This is a genomic window from Kitasatospora sp. NPDC051170 (assembly GCF_044455705.1).
Classification (GTDB): domain Bacteria; phylum Actinomycetota; class Actinomycetes; order Streptomycetales; family Streptomycetaceae; genus Kitasatospora.
Genome location: NZ_JBITFA010000012.1, coordinates 25,779 through 44,028 on the forward strand (window position 1 = coordinate 25,779; position 18,250 = coordinate 44,028).

Here is an 18,250-nt window from a genome sequence, read left to right on the forward strand (position 1 = left end):
ATGCCTGTTCCACCGGTGAGCACCAGACGCGTCCGTACCCCCTACCCCGGTGGGAGCCACCCCCTAGGACAGGCCGTACGCCTCAAGGGGGACAGCTGGTGAAGAATCCACTTCCGGAGGATGAGCGGACGACGACGAGCCGTCTGGCAGACTTCTCGTCCATGGGGGAACCGACCGAGATCCAGCAGGGCGACGCCGTACGCGCCGAAGCGGCCCACGGTGGCGATTCCACAACGGCGACGGCCGCCTCGGCGCGCATGCCCGAGGGAGCCACCCGTGCCGCCCAGTCCCGTACCGCCGCGCTGCGCAGCCGCATCCGCGAGCAGCGCCGCTCCCCGGCCAGACCCCGGATCTGGATCGAGCTCGCCCTCATCGGCGTCAGCTACTGGATCTACTCGATCGTGCGCAACGCGGTTCCGCAGCAGGAATCGATAGCCCAGAAGCACGCGAGCTGGATCTGGAGGCTGGAGCAGGACCTCGGCATCGCCGTGGAGCGCTCGGTCAACCACGCCATGGACGGCGTCGGGTGGCTCATCACCGGGATGAACTACTACTACGCGACGCTGCACTTCATCATCACGATCGGTGTGCTGGTCTGGCTCTACCGCAGCCACCCCGGCCGCTACGTGGCCGCCCGCACCGTGCTGTTCGTCACCACCCTGATCGCCCTGGTCGGCTTCTACACCTTCCCGCTGGCCCCGCCCCGGCTGATGACCGACGGCGACTTCATCGACACCGTGCAGACCCACCACACCTGGGGCTCCTTCGCCTCCGGCCCGGCCTCGCACGTCTCCAACCTGTACGCGGCCATGCCCTCGATGCACATCGGCTGGTCGATGTGGTGCGGCCTGGCGATCTTCTTCCTGGCCCGCCGCACGTGGGTCAAGGCGCTCGGCGTGGCGTACCCGCTCGCCACGCTGCTGGTCATCGTCTCGACCGCCAACCACTTCTGGCTTGACGCGGTGGGCGGCGAGATCTGCCTGGCGGGCGGCTTCCTGGCCGCCCGCTGGCTCTACCACGAGTGGGTCTACAGGCTGCCGCAGGTGCCCGCCCGGGAGCGGGCCGAGGCGCCGGTCACCGTGCCCGAGCAGTGGAGCGAGCCGACGGTCGACAGCGCCCGGCGCTGAAACCGTGGGTGAAGGGCCCCTCTCCCGGCGGGAGAGGGGCCCTTTCCCGTCTCAGCTGTAGCCGTAGAACAGCCGGTCCACGACCGCCCTGGCCCGCCGGGTGGTGCGCCGGTAGTCGTCCACCAGCTCCCCGCTGTGCCCGGCGCCGTATCCGAGGTAGCGCGCCACCCCGGCCAGCTCCCTGGCCTCCCCGGGGAAGCTGTCGCCGGGCCGGCCGCGCACCAGCATCACCGCCGAGCGCACCCGGGAGGCCAGCACCCAGGCCGCGTCCAGCACCCGCGCGTCCGCCTCCCCGACCAGCCCGGCCCCGACGGCCGCGGCCAGCGCGGGCCTGGTCCGGGTGGTGCGCAGGGCCGGCACCTCGTGCCCGTGCCGCAGCTGCAGCAGCTGCACCGTCCACTCCACGTCCGCCAGCCCGCCCCGGCCGATCTTGGTGTGGGTGGTCGGGTCGGCTCCGCGCGGCAGCCGCTCGGCCTCGATCCGAGCCTTGATCCGGCGGATCTCCACCAGGTCCCGCTCCGGCACGCCCGTGCCCGGGTAGCGCAGCGGGTCGATCAGCCGCCGGAACCGCTCGCCCAGCTCCTCGTCCCCCGCCACCGGCTCGGCCCGCAGCAGCGCCTGGCTCTCCCAGACGTGCGACCAGCGCCGGTAGTACGCCTCGTAGGAGGCGAGGGTGCGCACCAGCGGACCGCTGCGCCCCTCCGGCCGCAGGTCGGCGTCCACCAGCAGCGGCGGCTCGGTGGAGGGCGCGGCCAGCAGGGTGCGCAGCTCGTTGCAGACGGCCTGGGCGGCCCGGGCGGCGTCCTCGTCCAGGGAGCCGAGCAGCGGCTCGTGGACGAAGAGGACGTCGGCGTCGGAGCCGTAGCCCAGCTCGTGGCCGCCGAAGCGGCCCATCGCGATGACCGCGATCCTGGTCGGCAGGCCCCCGTGCTGGGCCTCCCAGCCCGCGACGCAGGCGCGCAGGGCGCCCTGGAGGGTCGCGGCGTTGAGCGAGGTCAGCGCCTCCCCGGCGAGGTCCAGCGCCTCGGTCGGGTCGTCCGCGAGCCGCCCGAGCACGTCCGCGGCGGAGGTGCGGAACAGCTCCCGGCGCCGGACCGAACGGGCGGCGGCCACGGCGGCGGCGGTGGTCCCGGCCCGGCCGACGGCGGCCAGTATCTCCGCCTCCAGGGCCGCCCGGCCGCGCGGCGCCAGGCCCTGCGGGTCGCCCAGCATGGCGACGGCCTCGGGGGCGCGCAGCAGCAGGTCGGGGGCGAGCCGGCCTGCCGAGAGCACCCGGGCCAGCTGCTCGGCGGCGGCGGACTCGTCGCGCAGCAGCCGCAGGTACCAGGGGGTGCGGCCGAGGGCGTCGGAGACCTGGCGGAAGTTGAGCAGCCCGGCGTCCGGGTCGGCCGAGTCGGCGAACCAGCCGAGCAGCACCGGCAGCAGGGTGCGCTGGATCGCGGCCTTGCGGCTTACTCCGGAGGCGAGCGCGCTGAGGTGGCGCAGGGCGGCGGCCGGGTCCGTGTAGCCGAGCGCCTCCAGCCGGGCCCTGGCCGCGTCCGGGGTCAACCCGGCGGCGCCGGGCGGCAGTTCGGCGACGGCGTCGAGCAGCGGGCGGTAGAACAGCTTCTCGTGCAGCCGCCGCACCTCGACGGCGTGGCGCCGCCACTCGCGGCGCAGCGCCGCCTCCGGGTCGGTGCGGGTGTCGCCGTGGATCAGCGGCGCCAGCGAGCGGGCCAGGCGGCGCTGGTCCTCCTCGCCGGTGGGCATCAGGTGGGTGCGGCGCAGCCGGTAGAGCTGGATGTGGTGCTCCAGCGAGCGCAGGAAGCGGTAGGCGGCGTCCAGCGCGGCGGCGTCCGCCCGGCCGACGTACCCGCCGCGGGAGAGCGCGGCCAGCGCCTCCAGGGTGTTGCCGCTGCGCAGCGCCGGGTCGGTGCGGCCGTGCACCAGCTGGAGCAGCTGCACGGAGAACTCGACGTCGCGCAGCCCGCCGGGGCCGAGCTTGAGCTGGCGGTCCAGTTCGGTGGCGGGGATGGAGTCGATCACCCGGCGGCGCATCTGCTGCACGTCGGCGACGAAGTTGTCCCGGGCGGCGGCCTGCCAGACCATCGGGGCGAGCGCCTCGACGTACGCGGCGCCGAGCTCGGCGTCCCCTGCGACGGGGCGGGCCTTGAGCAGGGCCTGGAACTCCCAGGTCTTGGCCCAGCGCTGGTAGTAGGCGAGGTGGCTGGCCAGGGTGCGCACCAGCGGGCCGTGGCGGCCCTCGGGGCGCAGGTTGGCGTCCACCGGCCAGATGGTGCCCTCGCCGGTGGTGTCGGCGCACAGGCGGGTGAGGGCGGCGGCGAGCCTGGTGGCCGCCTTGAGGGCCTCGTGCTCGTCGACGCCCTCGCGGGGCTCGGCGACGAAGACGACGTCCACGTCGGAGACGTAGTTGAGCTCCCGGCCGCCGCACTTGCCCATGCCGATGACGGCCAGGCGGCAGGCGGCGGCCGCCTCCCGGTCCCGGTCGGCGGCGAGGTCCAGGGCGGTCTGGAGGGTGGCGCCGGCCAGGTCGGCGAGTTCGGCGGCGGTCTGGGCGAGGTCCGTGGTGCCGGTGAGGTCGCGGGCGGCGATGGCCAGCAGGCAGCGGCGGTAGGCGATGCGCAGCGCGTCGGCGGGGTCGTGGCGGGGGTCGCGGACGCCCTCGGCGAGGGCGCGGCGGAAGTCCTCGGGGCCGGGGTGCATGTCGCGCAGCTCGAAGGTGACGAGCACGTGCCAGTCGTGCGGGTGCCGGGCCAGGTGGTCGCCGAGGGCGGCGGAGACTCCGAGGACGCCGAGCAGCCGGTCGCGCAGCGGCTTGGAGGTGGTGAGGGTGTCGCGCAGGGTGTGGCGGTCGGCCTGGTCGGACGCCTCCAGCAGCCGGGCGAGGCCGAGCAGGGCGAGGTCCGGGTCGGCGGTGGCGCCGAGCGCGTCCAGCAGCACGGGGTCGTCGGCGAGGCCCTCCAGCCCGGGGCCGTCCAGCAGCCGCACCGCCTGCGCCGGGTCGGTGAACCCGCGCCTGACCAGCCGCATCTCCGGCCGGCTCACCCGGCCGCCGGTCCGCTGATCCTCCACCGCCATCGGCCCTCCCATCCGTCGCCCCTCAGCAGGCTACGCGCCCGCGCGGCCCCGCGCCGGGCGTGACCACCAGCCGGGCGGGCTCGTTCACCCGGCGCCCGCCTCCCCTGCCCCCTGACGCTCCGGAGCCGCCCGATGCCCAGCCGCCTGCCCTCGCTGACCGGGCTGCGCTTCTGGGCCGCCCTGCTCGTGGTGCTGTACCACCTCTCCCGCAAGGTCGGCGAGGTGCCGCTGCTCAGTCCCCTTGCCTGGTACGGGCGTTCGGGCGTCACCTTCTTCTTCGTCCTCTCCGGCTTCGTCCTCGCCTGGACGTACGACGCCTCCCCCACCCGTACCGCGGCCTTCGCCCGCCGCCGCTTCGCCCGGATCTGGCCGCTGCACGCGCTGACCACCGCGCTCTCCCTGGCCGCCGACGCCGCGATCGGCGCGGCCCTGCCCCTCGCGGCGGCGCTCTGGTCCCTGGCCCTGCTGCACACCTGGACGCCGGGGACGGTGTACGGGGGCAACCCGGCCTCCTGGTCGCTGGGCGCCGAAGCCTGGTTCTACCTGCTGTTCCCGTACCTGCTAAGGGCGTTGAGGCCCCGTCCGCGCACCTGGCTGCCGCTCGCGGCCCTCTGTTCGGCCCTCGGCCCGGCCCTGTGGGCGGCGGGCGCCCTGCTGCCCGGGGACCCGTCGCTGCGCGGCTTCCTGCTGGACTACCTGCCGCTGACCCGCACCCCGCAGTTCGTCCTCGGCGTGGTCGTCGGCCTGGCCGTCCGCCACGGCCTGCTCCCCCGGCTGCGGCTCGCCCCGGCCGCGCTCGCCGTCCTGGCCTGGCACCTCGCGCTGGTCCCCTGGCACGCCTGCGTGCCGGACGCGCTCTGGTACGGGCCGTACAGCGCCTCGCAGTTGGTGCCCGCCCCGCTGTTCGCGGCCCTGCTGGCCGCCGCCGCCCGGCGGGACGCCGAGGGTACGGCACCCCGGCTGCTGGCCGGGCGGGCGGCGGTGCGGCTCGGCGAGTGGTCGTACGCCTGGTACCTCGCGCACGAGATCGGCCTGCGCTGCTGGACGGCCCTGCGGGGCCGCCCCGAGCCGGGCGCGGCGACGGCGCTCGTCTGGCTGCTGCTGGCCGGCGGTTCGCTGTTCGCCGCCGGGGCGCTGTACCGCCGGGTGGAGCGCCCCTGCGAACGCCTCCTGCGTGGGAACGCACCGGCGCCGCTGCCACAGGTGGTGCGGCAGCGGCGCCGGGAGGTGTCGGAGGCTCAGACCTCCTCGGATCCGTCCAGGTTGACGTAGGCGTAGAAGACGCCGACGTCGTAGCCGTCCTTCTGGGTGTTGAAGCTGGCGGTCAGGTCGGTGTCCCCGTTGCGCAGGAACGGGGAGATGTCCCAACGGTTGGAGTCGTAGCCGAAGTTGTTGCGGTTGTACGGGTTCCGGGCGAACTGGTCGGCCGGGGTGAGCTCCTCGATGGTGGAGTTGAAGGCGTCGTCCGGCGCGTGGTTGACGTCCTGGAAGAGAGCCGCGGGCCCCTTGGTGGACTTGACCGAGAGGGTGTCGCCCGTCCACTTGAGGTCGCCGTCGTAGACGACGAAGCCGAGCTTGCCGCCGACCGGGCCGCTGTCCGGAGTGTGCAGCCCGGACAGCTTGACGTCCAGCTGCGGGCTGTCCGGCAGCTCGACCTGGAAGCCGTCCCACAGGTGGATGTGGCGCAGCGGCTTGCACTCGTTCTCGTACGCGACGACGATCGTCCAGCCGCCCCAGCTGTGCGGCTTCACCACCGAGTCCATGTTGGCGACGGTGTAGGTGCCGTTGCCGGCGTTCTTGACCAGGTCGGTGATGTCGGCGGACGCCTGGTAGCTGCTCTCCACGTCGGTGGTGATGTAGCCGATGGACGGCTGGTCGTTGGCGATGTTGCGGTACTGCTTCTCGCCCGGGACCTTCAGGTACACCTCGTCGATCTGGCTCTCCGGCAGCACGGTGTCGCCGATGCCCCGGGTGCCGCCCCAGTACAGCCGGGCGTACTTGACGTGGGAGCCGTCGATCAGGCCGAGGTCGGCGGAGCTGGCGGAGTAGATCTGGTCACCGAGCGGGCCGATCGAGCCCGGGTCGATGTTGATGTACTTCATCTCGTACTTGTTGTTGATCGGCCTGGGACCGAGGCCCTTGCGGGCGTCCTCGCAGGGCGGCTGCGCCGGGTCCAGCGGCGCCTTGGTCTCGTCGCAGGTCATCAGCGAGTTGCTGATCCGGGTGATGGAGCCGTGGAAGTTGCCCGTGAAGCGGGTGGTGAACGGCAGCGGGTTCTCGGAGATGGTCTCGGCGCGGGTGTGCGGCTTCGAGGAGCCGGAGCCGCGGGCGTCGGCCATGGTGGGCGCGATGAGGAGCTGACCGGCGACGGCGACGAGCGCGGCGCCCGCGACGCCGGTGCGGCGGGCGAGCAGACGGGCGGCGGCGGCGCGGCTGACGGTGGAGGAGCGCATGGTGCCTCTCGGGGACGTAACGGACGAAGCCCGCCAATCGGACCACGACGTTCCGTCACATCATCGTCACAAACCGCCATCAGAGGAACGTTTCGCCGCAGATCCACCCATACGGAGGGGCCCGCCGTCATCCTCCCGGACGACGGCGGGCCCCGGCCCGTTTACGCGGAACCTGCCGCTACAACACCTGGAGGTTCTTGCGCAGCTCGAACGGGGTGACCTCGGAGCGGTACTCCTCCCACTCCTGACGCTTGTTCCGGAGGAAGAAGTCGAAGACGTGCTCGCCCAGGGTCTCGGCGACGAGCTCGCTGCGCTGCATCAGGTCGATGGCCTCGCCGAGGTTCTGCGGCATCGGCTGGATGCCCAGGGCGCGGCGCTCGGAGTCGGACAGGGCCCAGACGTCGTCGTCGGCGCCGGGCGGGAGCTCGTAGCCCTCCTGGATGCCCTTGAGGCCGGCGGCGAGGGTTACGGCGTAGGCGAGGTACGGGTTGCAGCCGGTGTCCAGGGAGCGGACCTCGACGCGGGTGGAGCCCTGCTTGCCGGGCTTGTACATCGGCACGCGGATCAGGGCCGAGCGGTTGTTGTGGCCCCAGCAGATGTACGAGGGGGCCTCACCGCCGGCGCCGGCGGTGCGCTGGGAGCCGCCCCAGATGCGCTTGTACGAGTTCACCCACTGGTTGGTGACGGCGGCCGTCTCGGCGGCGTGGCGCAGCAGGCCCGCGATGAACGAGCGCCCCACCTTGGAGAGCTGGTACTCGGCGCCGGACTCGTGGAAGGCGTTGCGGTCGCCCTCGAAGAGGGAGACGTGGGTGTGCATGCCGCTGCCGGGGTGCTCGGAGAACGGCTTGGGCATGAAGCTGGCGTGCACGCCCTGCTCCAGCGCGACCTCCTTCATGACCAGGCGGAAGGTCATGATGTTGTCGGCGGTGGAGAGCGCGTCCGCGTAGCGCAGGTCGATCTCCTGCTGGCCGGGGGCGCCCTCGTGGTGCGAGAACTCCACCGAGATGCCCATCGACTCCAGCATGGTGATGGCCTGCCGGCGGAAGTCGTGGCCCACCCCGCGCGGGGTGTGGTCGAAGTAGCCGGACTGGTCGGCGGGGATCGGCGCGGTGCCGTCGCCGGGGAGGTTCTTCAGCAGGAAGAACTCGATCTCCGGGTGGGTGTAGAAGGTGAACCCCAGCTCGGAGGCCTTCTCCAGGGTGCGCTTGAGCACGAACCGGGGGTCGGCGTAGGAGGGCGAGCCGTCCGGCATCAGGATGTCGCAGAACATCCGGGCGGTGCCCGGGGTCTCCGAGCGCCAGGGCAGGATCTGGAAGGTCGTCGGGTCCGGCTTGGCGATCATGTCGGACTCGTACACCCGGGCGAATCCCTCGATCGCCGAGCCGTCGAAGCCGATGCCCTCCTCGAACGCCTGCTCCAGCTCCGCCGGCGCCACCGCGACCGACTTGAGGAACCCGAGAACGTCGGTGAACCACAGCCGGACGAACCGGATGTCACGCTCCTCGAGCGTCCGAAGCACGAACTGCTGCTGCTTGCCCATGGGGACAGTCTCACCTCTGCTCTTTACGCTCGTGTTACGCCCGGAAGGCCGCCGAAAGACCCCACCGAACGCCTGACCCCATCATGGCCGATCGCCGCCCCGCCCGGCAGTGCCGACCCCCCCCCCGGACTCCCCGTCCAGGGGCCCCTGACGGGACATCGCGTCAGATCGACGATTACACTTCGAGCCATGCCCACTCTCCGTCTCGCCCTCTGTCAGACCGACCCGTGGGTCGGTGACCTCGCACGCAACGGGGACGAGGTGGTGCGCTGGACCAGGCAGGCCGCGGAGGCCGGCGCGCAGCTGGTCGCGTTCCCCGAGATGGCCCTGACCGGGTACCCGGTGGAGGACCTCGCGCTGCGGCACTCCTTCGTGGAGGCCTCCCGCTCCGCCCTGGTCGAGCTCGCGGAGCGGCTGGCGCGGGAGGGGCTGGGCGAGGTGCCCGTCGTGGTCGGCTACCTCGGGCGGTCGGAGCACGCCTCGCCGCGGCTGGGCCGTCCGGCCGGGTCTCCGCAGAACTGCGCGGCCGTGCTGCACCGGGGCGAGGTGGTCACCCGCTTCGCCAAGCACCACCTGCCCAACTACGGCGTCTTCGACGAGTTCCGCTGGTTCGTCCCCGGCGACCAGCTGCCGGTGCTGCGGGTGCGCGGGGTGGACGTGGCGCTGGCGATCTGCGAGGACATCTGGCAGGACGGCGGCCGGGTGAGCGCCGCCGCCGAGGCCGAGGCCGGGCTGCTGCTGGTGCTCAACGGCTCCCCGTACGAGCGCGACAAGGACGACCGGCGCCTGGAGCTGGTCCGCCGGCGCGCGGCCGAGGCGGGCTGCGCCCTGGCGTACGTCAACATGGTCGGCGGCCAGGACGAGCTGGTCTTCGACGGCGACTCGATCGTGGTCGCCGCGGACGGCGAGGTCCTCGCCCGCTCCCCGCAGTTCGAGGAGCACCTGATGGTCCTCGACCTCGACCTGCCGGCCGCCAGCAGCGACCACACGGACGGCCTGCTGCTCGCCGACGGCCTGCACCTGGTCCGCTCCGAGCTGGGCGGGGAGCCGGTGGAGCCGGTGGAGCCGGCCGAGCGGGTGAGCTCCGAGGTCGCGCCGAGGATCTCCGACGAGGCGGAGATCTGGGCCGCCCTGGTCTCCGGCACCCGGGCGTACGTGGTGAAGAACGGCATGCGGTCGGTGCTGATCGGCCTGTCCGGCGGCATCGACTCGGCGCTGGTGGCCTCGATCGCCGTGGACGCGATCGGCGCGGAGAACGTGTACTGCGTCTCGATGCCCAGCCGCTACTCCTCCCAGCACTCCCGGGACGACGCGGCCGAGCTGGCCCGCCGCACCGGCCTGAACTTCCGTACCGTCCCCATCGCCCCGATGTTCGACGCCTACATGGCCGCGACCGAGCTGACGGGCCTGGCCGAGGAGAACCTGCAGTCCCGGCTGCGCGGCACCCTGCTGATGGCGGTCTCCAACCAGGAGGGCCACCTCGTCCTGGCGCCGGGCAACAAGAGCGAGCTGGCCGTCGGCTACTCGACCCTGTACGGCGACTCGGTGGGCGCGTACGGCCCGATCAAGGACGTCTACAAGTCGCTGATCTTCCGCCTGGCCCGCTGGCGCAACGAGGAGGCCCTGCGGCGCGGCGAGGAGCCGCCGATCCCGGAGAACACGATCAGCAAGCCGCCGTCCGCCGAGCTGCGGCCCGACCAGGTGGACACCGACTCGCTGCCCGACTACGACCTGCTGGACGAGGTGCTGACCCGCTACATCGAGGGCGACGAGGGCCGGGACGCGATCGTCGCGGCCGGCTTCGACCCGGCGGTGGTGGACCGGGTGGTCCGGCTGGTCGACACCGCCGAGTACAAGCGCCGCCAGTACCCGCCGGGCCCGAAGGTCTCGGTGAAGAACTTCGGGCGGGACCGCCGCCTGCCGATCACCAACCGGTGGCGGCGCGGCTGATCAGGGGCTGACCAGCGGCTAGTAGCGGTAGGTGGCGGCCACCGGGAGGTGGTCGCTGCCGTCCCGGGGCAGGGTGCGGGAGTCCACCGGCGTCAGCCCGCCCTTGCTCATGATCTGGTCGATCCGCGCCATCGGGAAGGCGGCCGGCCAGCTGAACCCGAAGCCGTCCCCGGCGGCGCCCTGGGCCGAGCGCATCTGCGAGGTGATCGGCGCCAAGCTGCGGTCGTTCATGGTGCCGTTGAGGTCGCCGAGCAGCAGGACCTTCCTCACCCGCTCGGCCTGGATCGCGTTGCCGAGCGCCTGCGCGCTGACGTCCCGCTGGTCGACGGTGAAGCCGCCCTCGGCCTTGAGCCGGACGGAGGGCAGGTGCGCCACGTACACGGCGAGCGGGCCCTGCGGGGTGGTGACCTCGGCGCGGAAGGCCCTGGTCCAGCCCATCCTCAGGTCCACCGGGGAGACGTCACCGATCGGGTACTTCGACCAGAGCCCGACCGTCCCCTCCACCGCGTGGTACGGGTAGGCCCCGGCGAGCCCGGTCTCGTACGAGCGCAGCGCCGAACCGGCCAGCTCCTGGAGGGCGACGATCTGGGCGCCGGAGCCCACCAGGCCCCGGATCGTGCCGGGCACGTCGGTGTTCCCGGCGGCGACGTTGTGGCTGACCACCGTCCAGTCGCCGTGGCCGCCGCCGCTGCGGTCGGTGACCAGGCCCCCGAACAGGTTGGCCCAGAGAGCGGCGGGCAGCAGCAGGGCGATCAGCGCGGTGGCGGAGCGGCGCAGCAGCGCGGCCGCCAGCAGCACGGGGACGGCCAGGCCCAGCCAGGGCAGGAAGGTCTCCAGCAGGCTGCCGAGGTTGCCGACGCCGTTGGGCACCTCGGCGTGGAAGGCCAGCAGCAGGGCGACGAGGACGGCCAGGGCGGCCAGCAGCAGGCCCCGCCGCCAGACGGTGGCGCCGCGCCGGTCGCGGCCCCAGTGGCGCAGGCCGAGGAAGCCGCCGCCCCGGGCCGGTGGGGCCGGGGCCCGTTCCTCGGTCGTGCCCGCCTGCGCCATCCGTGGCTCCCGTTCGCTCGTGCCGTCCGCCGGTCCGGCCCCGCCCGCGCGGTGCGCGGACGAAGTGCCCGACTGGTGCCGGTTCGATCGGATTCCCGGCTCAGCCTATGCCGGGACAGACGTGGGGCCCCGCGGTGAGGGTTCCGGCGCGGCCGGTTCCGTGAGCGAGGCCACGCCGGCGGGGATGCCCGATCGGCGCGTCAGCGGGGTCAGGCGGGCGGGGCGAGGCCGTCGAGGAGCGAGTCGACCATGGTGCGGGCGAGGTCCGGGTCCTCCAGGTCGGAGTCGTCCCAGAGGATGGCGCGGTAGAGGATCGGGCCGAGCATCAGGTCCCCGAGGAGTTCCACGTCGAGGTCGGAGCGGAGCACGCCCTCCTCGACGGCCTGGCGGATCAGGGTCAGCGCGGCCTCGCGGCGCGGCTTGATCACCCGTTCGCGGTACGCGGCGTACAGCTCGGGCTGGCTCTGCATCTGGCCGAGGGCGGCCTTGAGCACCCAGCGGGTGCGCTTGGCGAGGCCCCGGCGGCGCATGTAGTCGATCATCTTGACCAGATCCTCGCGCACGCCCAGGCCGCTCGGCTCGGGCGCGGGGGCCTCCAGCCGGCTGACCACGTCGACGAGCAGGGCCTCCTTGTTGGGCCAGCGCCGGTAGATGGTGGCCTTGCCGACGCCGGCGGCCGCGGCGATGCCCTCGATGGTCAGCTCGGACATCATCGTGCCGGCGGCCATCAGGCCTTCGACGGCGGCGAAGATCGCCTGCTCGGCGGCCTCGCTGCGCGGCCGCCCGCGCCGTCCCGCACCGGCGGCGCCGCAGTCCCGCTCGCCGCAGTCGGGGGCCTGGGGCCCGGCCGTCGGGGTGTCCGTCTTCATCCCCGGTACTCTCCCTCGCTCTGCCCGGGCATCGGGGCCCGTCCTGCCGCCGACGGCCCCGCCGGCCGGACGGCGTCCGGTCGACAGGGCCATTGTCACTCAGTCCTCGTGCGCTTCGCGGCTGGTCAGGCGTCCGCGGCCGCGGCCGCGCGGGCCTGGCCGCCCTGGGCGTCCTGCGCGGAAGCCTGGTCGGCCTGCGGCGGCACCTGGCCGGCCGGACCGCCGGGGGCGGCGGTGCGGCGCGGAAGCAGGAACCAGGCGACGAGCGCGCCGACCATCGAGATGGCCACGGAGAGCCAGGAGACGACGTGCATGGCGTGCATGAAGGAGTCGAAGGCGGGGGCGATCAGGCCCTTGCCCTTGTCGCCCATGTGCTCGGCGACGGCCATGGTGGCCTCCAGCGACTCGCCGGCCTTGTCCCGGTACTCGGGGGGCAGCTGCTGGAGGGTGTCGGACATGCCGTCGCGGTAGGAGGTGGAGAGCACCGCGCCGAGGACGGCGACGCCCAGCGAGCCGCCGACCTGGCGGAAGGTGTTGTTGACGGCCGAGCCCGCGCCCGCCTTCTCACGCGGCAGCGAGCCCATGATGGCGACGGTGACGGGCGGCATGACGTGCGCCATGCCCGCGCCCATGACCAGGCCGAGGACGATCAGCACCCAGATCGGCGAGGTCGCGGTGATCACGCCGTACCCGACGAAGCCGAGGGCGACGAGCACCATGCCGGCCGCGGCGGTGGCGGCGACGCCGAGGCGGTCGACGACCAGGCGGGCCCGCGGGGCGAACACCAGCTGGGCGGCGGCCATCGGCAGCATCAGCATGCCGGCCTGGAGGGCGCTGTAGCCGCGCACGCTCTGGATGTAGAAGACGCCGAAGAAGGAGACGCCCATCAGCGCGAAGAAGATCACGCCGACGACCACGACCGAGGCGCTGAAGACCTTGTTGCGGAACCAGGAGATGTCCAGCGCGGGGAAGCGGGTGCGGCGCTCGAACAGGACGAACGCGACCAGGGCGACCACGCCGATCAGGGTCGGCAGCCAGGCGTCGACGACGGTGAAGTCGGCCAGCTCGCCGCCCTTGATGATGCCGTAGATCAGCGCGACCAGGCCGATGATCGACAGCAGCACGCCGACCGGGTCCATCTTCCCGGGGTTCGGGTCCTTGGACTCGGGCACCAGGATCGCCATCGCGATCACGGCGACGATCACGATCGGGACGTTGACCAGGAAGACCGAGCCCCACCAGAAGTGCTCGATCAGCAGACCGCCGGTGATCGGGCCGATGGCGATGGCCAGGCCGACCGCGCCGGCCCAGATGCCGATCGCCTTGGGCTGCTCGGCGCGCTCGAAGACGTTCATGATGATCGCCAGCGTGGCGGGCATCGCCAGCGCGCCGCCGACGCCCATCAGGGCGCGGTAGCTCACGAGTTCACCGGGCGAGCCGGCCATCGCGGAGAGCAGCGAGGCGATGCCGAAGACGACCATGCCCGCCAGCAGCGCGCGCTTGCGCCCGAAGCGGTCCCCGAGCAGGCCCGAGGTGAAGAGCAGCCCCGCGAACACCAGGGTGTACGAGTTGATCGCCCATTCCAGGTCGCTCTGGGTGGCGCCCAGGCCGACCGGGGCCGGGGTCGCGATGGTCTTCATCGCGACGTTGAGGATCGAGTTGTCGAGCACGACGACGAGCAGGGCGAGCACCAGGGTGCTCAGGATCGCCCAGCGGCGGCGGTGGATGGCTTCCGGTACCCGTGGTGGCGCGGCTGCGGTGGTCATTGGTCTTCCCCGTCCGGTTCGGTGGTGCGGTGTACGGGGCGGTTCCGAGCCGCGTGCGTCTCGTATTACCCCCGGACGTCAGCCTAGCCCTCTTTTCGATACGAGACGAATCCGTTTCATAAAGAGCCGGTGTGTCCCGGATCGCACCCGTGCGTGCTCCCCCCTCTTTGCGCCCACGCCGGGGCGTGCAAGCATGGAGGTGATCCGGGGACGCCGCACGGCGCCACGAGACGACAACCCTTCAGGAGTCCGTTCGATGAACGCTTCCTCGCCTTCGCCTGCCCAGAACCAGGCGTCGACCACCTCCCTCTACGGCGGGGTCACCAACCGACGGGTCACCGTCCGCGACCTCGCCGCCGCCAAGCAGCGCGGCGAGAAGTGGGCCATGCTCACCGCCTACGACGCCCTCACCGCCGGGGTGTTCGACGAGGCCGGCATCCCCGTCCTGCTCGTCGGCGACTCGGCCGGCAACTGCCACCTCGGCTACGAGACCACCGTGCCCGTGACCATGGATCAGATGGTGATGCTCTCCGCCGCCGTCGTCCGCGGCACCAAGCGCGCCATGGTCGTCGCCGACCTGCCCTTCGGCTCCTACCAGGAGTCCCCCGCGCAGGCCATGCACAACGCCGCCCGGCTGATGAAGGACGCCGGCGTCGGCGCCGTCAAGCTCGAGGGCGGCGAGCGCAGCGCCCGCTCCATCGAACTGCTCGTCGAGGCCGGCGTCCCGGTGATGGCCCACATCGGCCTCACCCCCCAGTCCGTGCACGCCCTCGGCGGCTACCCCGTCCAGGGCCGCGGCGACGAGGCGGCCCACCAGATGCTGCGCGACGCCAAGGCCGTCCAGCAGGCCGGCGCCTTCGCCGTCGTCCTGGAGGCCGTCCCCGCCGAACTGGCCGCCCAGGTCACCGAACAGCTGGCCATCCCCACCGTCGGCATCGGCGGCGGCGCCGACACCGACGCCCAGGTCCTCGTCTGGACCGACATGGCCGGCATGACCGCGGGCCGCGTCCCCAAGTTCGTCAAGCAGTACGCGAACCTGCGCGCCGTCCTCGGCGACGCCGCCCGCGACTTCGCCGAAGAGGTCCGCACCGGCACCTTCCCCGCCGAACAGCACACCTTCCACTGACCGGCCCCGTCGCCGCTTCGGCCCCGCCGAAGCGGCGACGTCACCCCCGGAAGCGGGCCCATCGCCGAGCCGCCCTGCTCAGGCTGGCCGTCCACGGATCCGGCTCGCTGCCCGCGATGTCGGCCCACATCCGGGCCTGAGCCTTCGCGAAGATTTCCAGCAGCGCAGGATCGCCGAGACCCCAAGCCGGAACCCTGGCGGCCCAGCCCTCCGCCGAAGCCGGGCTGTGGCCACCGGCCGCGATCAGCCAGATCACCCAGAGAGCCGGGTCGATCCAGGCCGCGCCGCGCGTGGCCCACGCCCAGTCCACCAGAACCGCCCGTTCTCCCTGAACCAGCACGTTCTCGTTGTTCAGGTCCGTGTGCAACAGCGCGTCACCCGCGAACCTGGCCGCCGTCCCGGGCTCGTCCACATACGCAGCCCATCGCTGCTCCGCCTGACGGAGTTCGATCCCGGGGCACGGGACACGGCCGAGCCGGGTCAGCACGTCAACCATCGACTCCAGGTCCCCGGCCGCTTTGTAGTCGGCGTGCCGGGCCCGGATGTGCTCGAACGCGAGCAGGCTCCATCCTTCGACTTCCATGTGCCACAGCACCGTCGGCGCGAGGCCGTGCAGGGACGGGTTGATCTCCGCCTCGCGCTGCTGTGTCCACACACGCGGGTGGCTGAGCCGCAAGCCCTTGACGAAGACGCTGCCCTCATCGGTGGCGAGCCTGACGGCGATCTCGGAGTTGAACCCGGCCGAGACCGTCTCCGCCCGACGAATCGGACCTCCAAGCCGTACAGAAACAGCCTGGTGCACGGCTTCGGGCAGATCCGCCCAGTGGATGCGCGTGGTGGTCACGACCTACAGGCTCCCAGAATCAGCCCGGAGGCCGACGGCATCGGCGCGGTCGGCCTCCGGGGGCGTGCTACCGGTACGGGTTGTCGTCGCTGCATCCGGGGAGGGCGTCGGCGCCGAAGTCCTCCATGTCGTCGACGAACCTGATCTCGTCGTCGTCCTTCTCCGTGCGGGTGGCGGTCATCTCGACCATGACGGTTCAAAATTGATTCTTGTTTCAGGGGCGCCTCCTCGATCGAGGAGGCGCCCCTGTTGTTCCGAATCTCTTCTGCGCACTGAATGGGTGGGTGGGTTAGTTGTAGCCCTTCCCCTCGGCTTGCCGAGGGGAAGGGCTACAACGTTCCGCACTTCTCTTTGGCCGTTTCGTTGGTGCTGAAATGGTGGGTGCCCGAGAAGGGCCCCAAGCGATGACAGCCGGGTGACAGCGGCGTGACAGGGGGCTCGGTGGCGTGACAGGGGGGCGACAGGGGGGTCGGGCAGTTTGGGGGCATGACAGGAATCGGCACTGCCCCGAACACGCGGGGAACCACCGGGAACGCCGTCGAGGTGCAGGGGATCGTCAAGCACTTCGGCGAGACGAAGGCCCTCGACGGGGTCGACCTCACTGTGCGCGAGGGCACCGTCCTCGCGCTGCTCGGCCCGAACGGGGCCGGGAAGACCACGCTCGTCCGGGTGCTCTCGACGCTGATCAAGCCGGATGCCGGCACCGCGTTCGTCGGCGGCTACGACGTGTTGCGCCAGCCCAAGCAGCTGCGCCGCACGATCGGTCTGACCGGGCAGTACGCCTCGGTGGACGAGTTGCTCTCCGGCTACGAGAACCTCTACCTGATCGGCCGCCTCCTCGATCTGCCCCGGCGCGAGGCGAAGGCCCGGGCCACCGAGCTGCTGGAGCGCTTCTCGCTCACCGAGGCCGCCGGCCGGATCGCCAAGACCTACTCGGGCGGCATGCGCCGGCGTCTCGACCTGGCCGCCAGCATGATCGGCCGCCCCCGGGTGCTCTACCTGGACGAGCCCACCACGGGCCTGGACCCGCGCACCCGCAACGAGGTGTGGGACGAGGTGCAGCGGATGGTCTCCGAGGGCAGCACCGTGCTGCTCACCACCCAGTACATGGAGGAGGCGGAGCAGCTCGCCGACGAGCTGACCGTCATCGACCGCGGCAGGGTCATCGCCAGCGGCCGCGTCGACGAGCTGAAGGCCAGGGTCGGCGGCCAGACCCTGCAGGTCCGCCCGGTGCACCCGGCCGAGCTGCCCGAGATGGCCCGCTGCCTGTACGAGACCGGCGTCACCAACGCGACGTACTCCGAGGACACCGGGCTGCTCGCGGTGCCGATCGTCGGCGAGGCGCACCTGACCGCCGTCATCGGGGTGCTCGGCGGGCGCGGCTTCGCGATCGCCGGGATCGACACCAAGGTGCCCAGCCTGGACGAGGTCTTCCTCGCCATCACCGGCAAGCCCGCCGCCGACCGCGCCACCGCCACCGCCCCCGGCCACGCCAAGGAGACCGTCGCATGACCACCGCCACGCTCGCCCCCGCCCACGCCCGGGGCGACGAGTCCCGGATCGGCCTGGCCGCCAACCTGCGCCACGTCGGCGCGCTGACCAGGCGCAACCTGATGAGGATCAAGGCCGACCCGGAGTCGATGTTCGACGCCGTGCTGATGCCGATCGTCTTCACCGTGCTCTTCGTCTACGTCTTCGGCGGCGCCATGTTCGCCGGGGACCAGGACGCCTACAAGCAGTACATGATCCCGGGCCTGATCGGGCAGACCGGGATGACCCTGGCGCTGGCCGTGGGCACCGGCCTGAACAGCGACTTCCAGACCGGGGTGATGGACCGCTTCCGGACCCTGCCGATCGGGCGGGCCTCCGTGCTGCTGTCCAAGATCGTGGCCGAGTCGCTCCGGGCCCTGCTATCCACGGCGATCCTGCTGACCTTCGGCTTCCTGCTCGGCTTCGAGCTGAAGACCGGGGTGCCGGAGCTGCTGGCCACCGTCGGTCTGTCGATGGTGTTCGGCATGTCGATCGTCTGGATCTCGATGCTGCTGGGCATGGCGCTGCGCAGCGCCCAGGCCGTCCAGGGCGTCTCCATGCTGGTGCTGCTGCCGATGCAGTTCGGCAGCTCGATCTTCGCACCGACCGACACCATGCCGGGCTGGCTCCAGGCGTTCACCAAGGTCAACCCGCTGTCCGCGCTGGCCGACGCCTCCCGGGCCCTGCTCAACGGCCACGGGGCGGTGGCCCACCCGGTGATGGTGGTGCTGGTCTGGTCGGCGGTCTCGACGGCGATCTTCGCCCCGCTGGCGGTGGCCCGGTTCCGCAAGCGGACCTGAGCCCCGAGAACTCCGTCGGCCGCCTCACGGGGGTGTGACCGACGGGATCGGCGGGCGGCCCGGGACAGGCCGCCCGCCGGAGGTACGGCCGGCCGGTGAACCCTGGGGACGGGCACCGGC

The 18,250-nt window shown here is 72.4% G+C and carries 14 protein-coding genes; 6 read left to right on the plus strand and 8 right to left on the minus strand.

Annotation, left to right across the window (positions count from 1 at the left end; translation table 11 throughout):
- Window positions 1-161: 161 nt before the first annotated feature.
- Entirely contained in the window at window positions 162-1,127 is a 966-nt protein-coding gene (locus ACIBCA_RS24120; protein ID WP_396285043.1) for a phosphatase PAP2 family protein, read from the plus strand.
- Window positions 1,128-1,178: 51 nt separating this feature from the next.
- Here the strand turns inward: ACIBCA_RS24120 and ACIBCA_RS24125 are convergent, their stop codons facing one another.
- Window positions 1,179-4,205, minus strand: a complete 3,027-nt coding sequence (locus ACIBCA_RS24125; protein ID WP_396285044.1) for a bifunctional [glutamine synthetase] adenylyltransferase/[glutamine synthetase]-adenylyl-L-tyrosine phosphorylase — start codon at window positions 4,203-4,205, stop codon at window positions 1,179-1,181.
- A 132-nt stretch (window positions 4,206-4,337) separates the two neighbouring features.
- Here ACIBCA_RS24125 and ACIBCA_RS24130 point away from each other — a divergent pair, with 132 nt between their 5' ends.
- On the plus strand, window positions 4,338-5,477 hold the full coding sequence (locus ACIBCA_RS24130) for an acyltransferase family protein (protein WP_396285045.1): 1,140 nt from the start codon (window positions 4,338-4,340) through the stop codon (window positions 5,475-5,477).
- On the opposite strand, the gene ACIBCA_RS24135 is transcribed toward ACIBCA_RS24130, so the two are convergent.
- Together ACIBCA_RS24135 and glnA are read right to left on the minus strand one after the other, a co-directional pair.
- Window positions 5,444-6,658, minus strand: a complete 1,215-nt coding sequence (locus ACIBCA_RS24135) for a hypothetical protein (RefSeq protein ID WP_396285046.1) — start codon at window positions 6,656-6,658, stop codon at window positions 5,444-5,446. The two genes, ACIBCA_RS24130 and ACIBCA_RS24135, sit on opposite strands and share 34 nt — an antisense overlap.
- Before the next feature lie 178 nt (window positions 6,659-6,836).
- Window positions 6,837-8,198 (minus strand): type I glutamate--ammonia ligase, encoded by a 1,362-nt coding sequence (gene glnA, locus ACIBCA_RS24140; protein ID WP_396285047.1) that lies wholly within the window; start codon window positions 8,196-8,198, stop codon window positions 6,837-6,839.
- Window positions 8,199-8,387: 189 nt separating this feature from the next.
- Between glnA and ACIBCA_RS24145 the strand changes: the two genes are divergently transcribed.
- Window positions 8,388-10,148 carry an NAD+ synthase gene (locus tag ACIBCA_RS24145; protein WP_396285048.1) on the plus strand — a complete coding sequence of 587 codons (1,761 nt, stop codon included), beginning with the start codon at window positions 8,388-8,390 and terminating at the stop codon, window positions 10,146-10,148.
- An 18-nt stretch (window positions 10,149-10,166) separates the two neighbouring features.
- Here the strand turns inward: ACIBCA_RS24145 and ACIBCA_RS24150 are convergent, their stop codons facing one another.
- From ACIBCA_RS24150 to ACIBCA_RS24160, 3 genes are all read right to left on the minus strand, one after another.
- Window positions 10,167-11,195 carry an endonuclease/exonuclease/phosphatase family protein gene (locus ACIBCA_RS24150; protein ID WP_396285049.1) on the minus strand — a complete coding sequence of 343 codons (1,029 nt, stop codon included), beginning with the start codon at window positions 11,193-11,195 and terminating at the stop codon, window positions 10,167-10,169.
- A 209-nt stretch (window positions 11,196-11,404) separates the two neighbouring features.
- A complete protein-coding gene (locus tag ACIBCA_RS24155; RefSeq protein ID WP_396285050.1) occupies window positions 11,405-12,064 on the minus strand; it encodes a TetR/AcrR family transcriptional regulator in 660 nt (219 codons plus the stop codon).
- A gap of 125 nt (window positions 12,065-12,189) precedes the next feature.
- Window positions 12,190-13,830, minus strand: coding sequence for an MFS transporter (locus tag ACIBCA_RS24160; protein WP_396285051.1), 1,641 nt, complete (start codon window positions 13,828-13,830; stop codon window positions 12,190-12,192).
- A gap of 256 nt (window positions 13,831-14,086) precedes the next feature.
- Between ACIBCA_RS24160 and panB the strand changes: the two genes are divergently transcribed.
- A complete protein-coding gene (gene panB, locus ACIBCA_RS24165) occupies window positions 14,087-14,956 on the plus strand; it encodes a 3-methyl-2-oxobutanoate hydroxymethyltransferase (RefSeq protein ID WP_396285052.1) in 870 nt (289 codons plus the stop codon).
- A gap of 40 nt (window positions 14,957-14,996) precedes the next feature.
- Here panB and ACIBCA_RS24170 read toward each other — a convergent pair whose 3' ends face one another.
- Both ACIBCA_RS24170 and ACIBCA_RS24175 read right to left on the minus strand, forming a co-directional pair.
- Window positions 14,997-15,800 carry an aminoglycoside phosphotransferase gene (locus ACIBCA_RS24170; RefSeq protein ID WP_396285053.1) on the minus strand — a complete coding sequence of 268 codons (804 nt, stop codon included), beginning with the start codon at window positions 15,798-15,800 and terminating at the stop codon, window positions 14,997-14,999.
- A gap of 67 nt (window positions 15,801-15,867) precedes the next feature.
- Window positions 15,868-15,990 carry a hypothetical protein gene (locus tag ACIBCA_RS24175; protein WP_396285054.1) on the minus strand — a complete coding sequence of 41 codons (123 nt, stop codon included), beginning with the start codon at window positions 15,988-15,990 and terminating at the stop codon, window positions 15,868-15,870.
- 296 nt (window positions 15,991-16,286) lie between these two features.
- Between ACIBCA_RS24175 and ACIBCA_RS24180 the strand changes: the two genes are divergently transcribed.
- Complete coding sequence (locus ACIBCA_RS24180) at window positions 16,287-17,312, plus strand: ATP-binding cassette domain-containing protein (RefSeq protein WP_396285055.1); 1,026 nt, start codon at window positions 16,287-16,289, stop codon at window positions 17,310-17,312.
- On the plus strand, window positions 17,309-18,130 hold the full coding sequence (locus ACIBCA_RS24185; RefSeq protein WP_396285056.1) for an ABC transporter permease: 822 nt from the start codon (window positions 17,309-17,311) through the stop codon (window positions 18,128-18,130). The genes ACIBCA_RS24180 and ACIBCA_RS24185 overlap by 4 nt, the downstream gene beginning before the upstream one ends.
- Window positions 18,131-18,250: the final 120 nt, after the last annotated feature.

Bases quoted from the DNA above. Each gene is read 5' to 3' on its own strand.
- ACIBCA_RS24155 (WP_396285050.1), bottom strand. From the start codon at position 12,064: ATGAAGACGGACACCCCGACGGCCGGGCCCCAGGCCCCCGACTGCGGC.
- panB (WP_396285052.1), top strand. From the start codon at position 14,087: ATGAACGCTTCCTCGCCTTCGCCTGCCCAGAACCAGGCGTCGACCACC.
- ACIBCA_RS24185 (WP_396285056.1), top strand. From the start codon at position 17,309: ATGACCACCGCCACGCTCGCCCCCGCCCACGCCCGGGGCGACGAGTCC.
- ACIBCA_RS24120 (WP_396285043.1), top strand. From the start codon at position 162: ATGGGGGAACCGACCGAGATCCAGCAGGGCGACGCCGTACGCGCCGAA.
- ACIBCA_RS24175 (WP_396285054.1), bottom strand. From the start codon at position 15,990: ATGGTCGAGATGACCGCCACCCGCACGGAGAAGGACGACGACGAGATC.
- glnA (WP_396285047.1), bottom strand. From the start codon at position 8,198: ATGGGCAAGCAGCAGCAGTTCGTGCTTCGGACGCTCGAGGAGCGTGAC.
- ACIBCA_RS24130 (WP_396285045.1), top strand. From the start codon at position 4,338: ATGCCCAGCCGCCTGCCCTCGCTGACCGGGCTGCGCTTCTGGGCCGCC.
- ACIBCA_RS24180 (WP_396285055.1), top strand. From the start codon at position 16,287: ATGACAGGAATCGGCACTGCCCCGAACACGCGGGGAACCACCGGGAAC.
- ACIBCA_RS24135 (WP_396285046.1), bottom strand. From the start codon at position 6,658: ATGCGCTCCTCCACCGTCAGCCGCGCCGCCGCCGCCCGTCTGCTCGCC.
- ACIBCA_RS24150 (WP_396285049.1), bottom strand. From the start codon at position 11,195: ATGGCGCAGGCGGGCACGACCGAGGAACGGGCCCCGGCCCCACCGGCC.
- ACIBCA_RS24125 (WP_396285044.1), bottom strand. From the start codon at position 4,205: ATGGCGGTGGAGGATCAGCGGACCGGCGGCCGGGTGAGCCGGCCGGAG.
- ACIBCA_RS24145 (WP_396285048.1), top strand. From the start codon at position 8,388: ATGCCCACTCTCCGTCTCGCCCTCTGTCAGACCGACCCGTGGGTCGGT.
- ACIBCA_RS24160 (WP_396285051.1), bottom strand. From the start codon at position 13,830: ATGACCACCGCAGCCGCGCCACCACGGGTACCGGAAGCCATCCACCGC.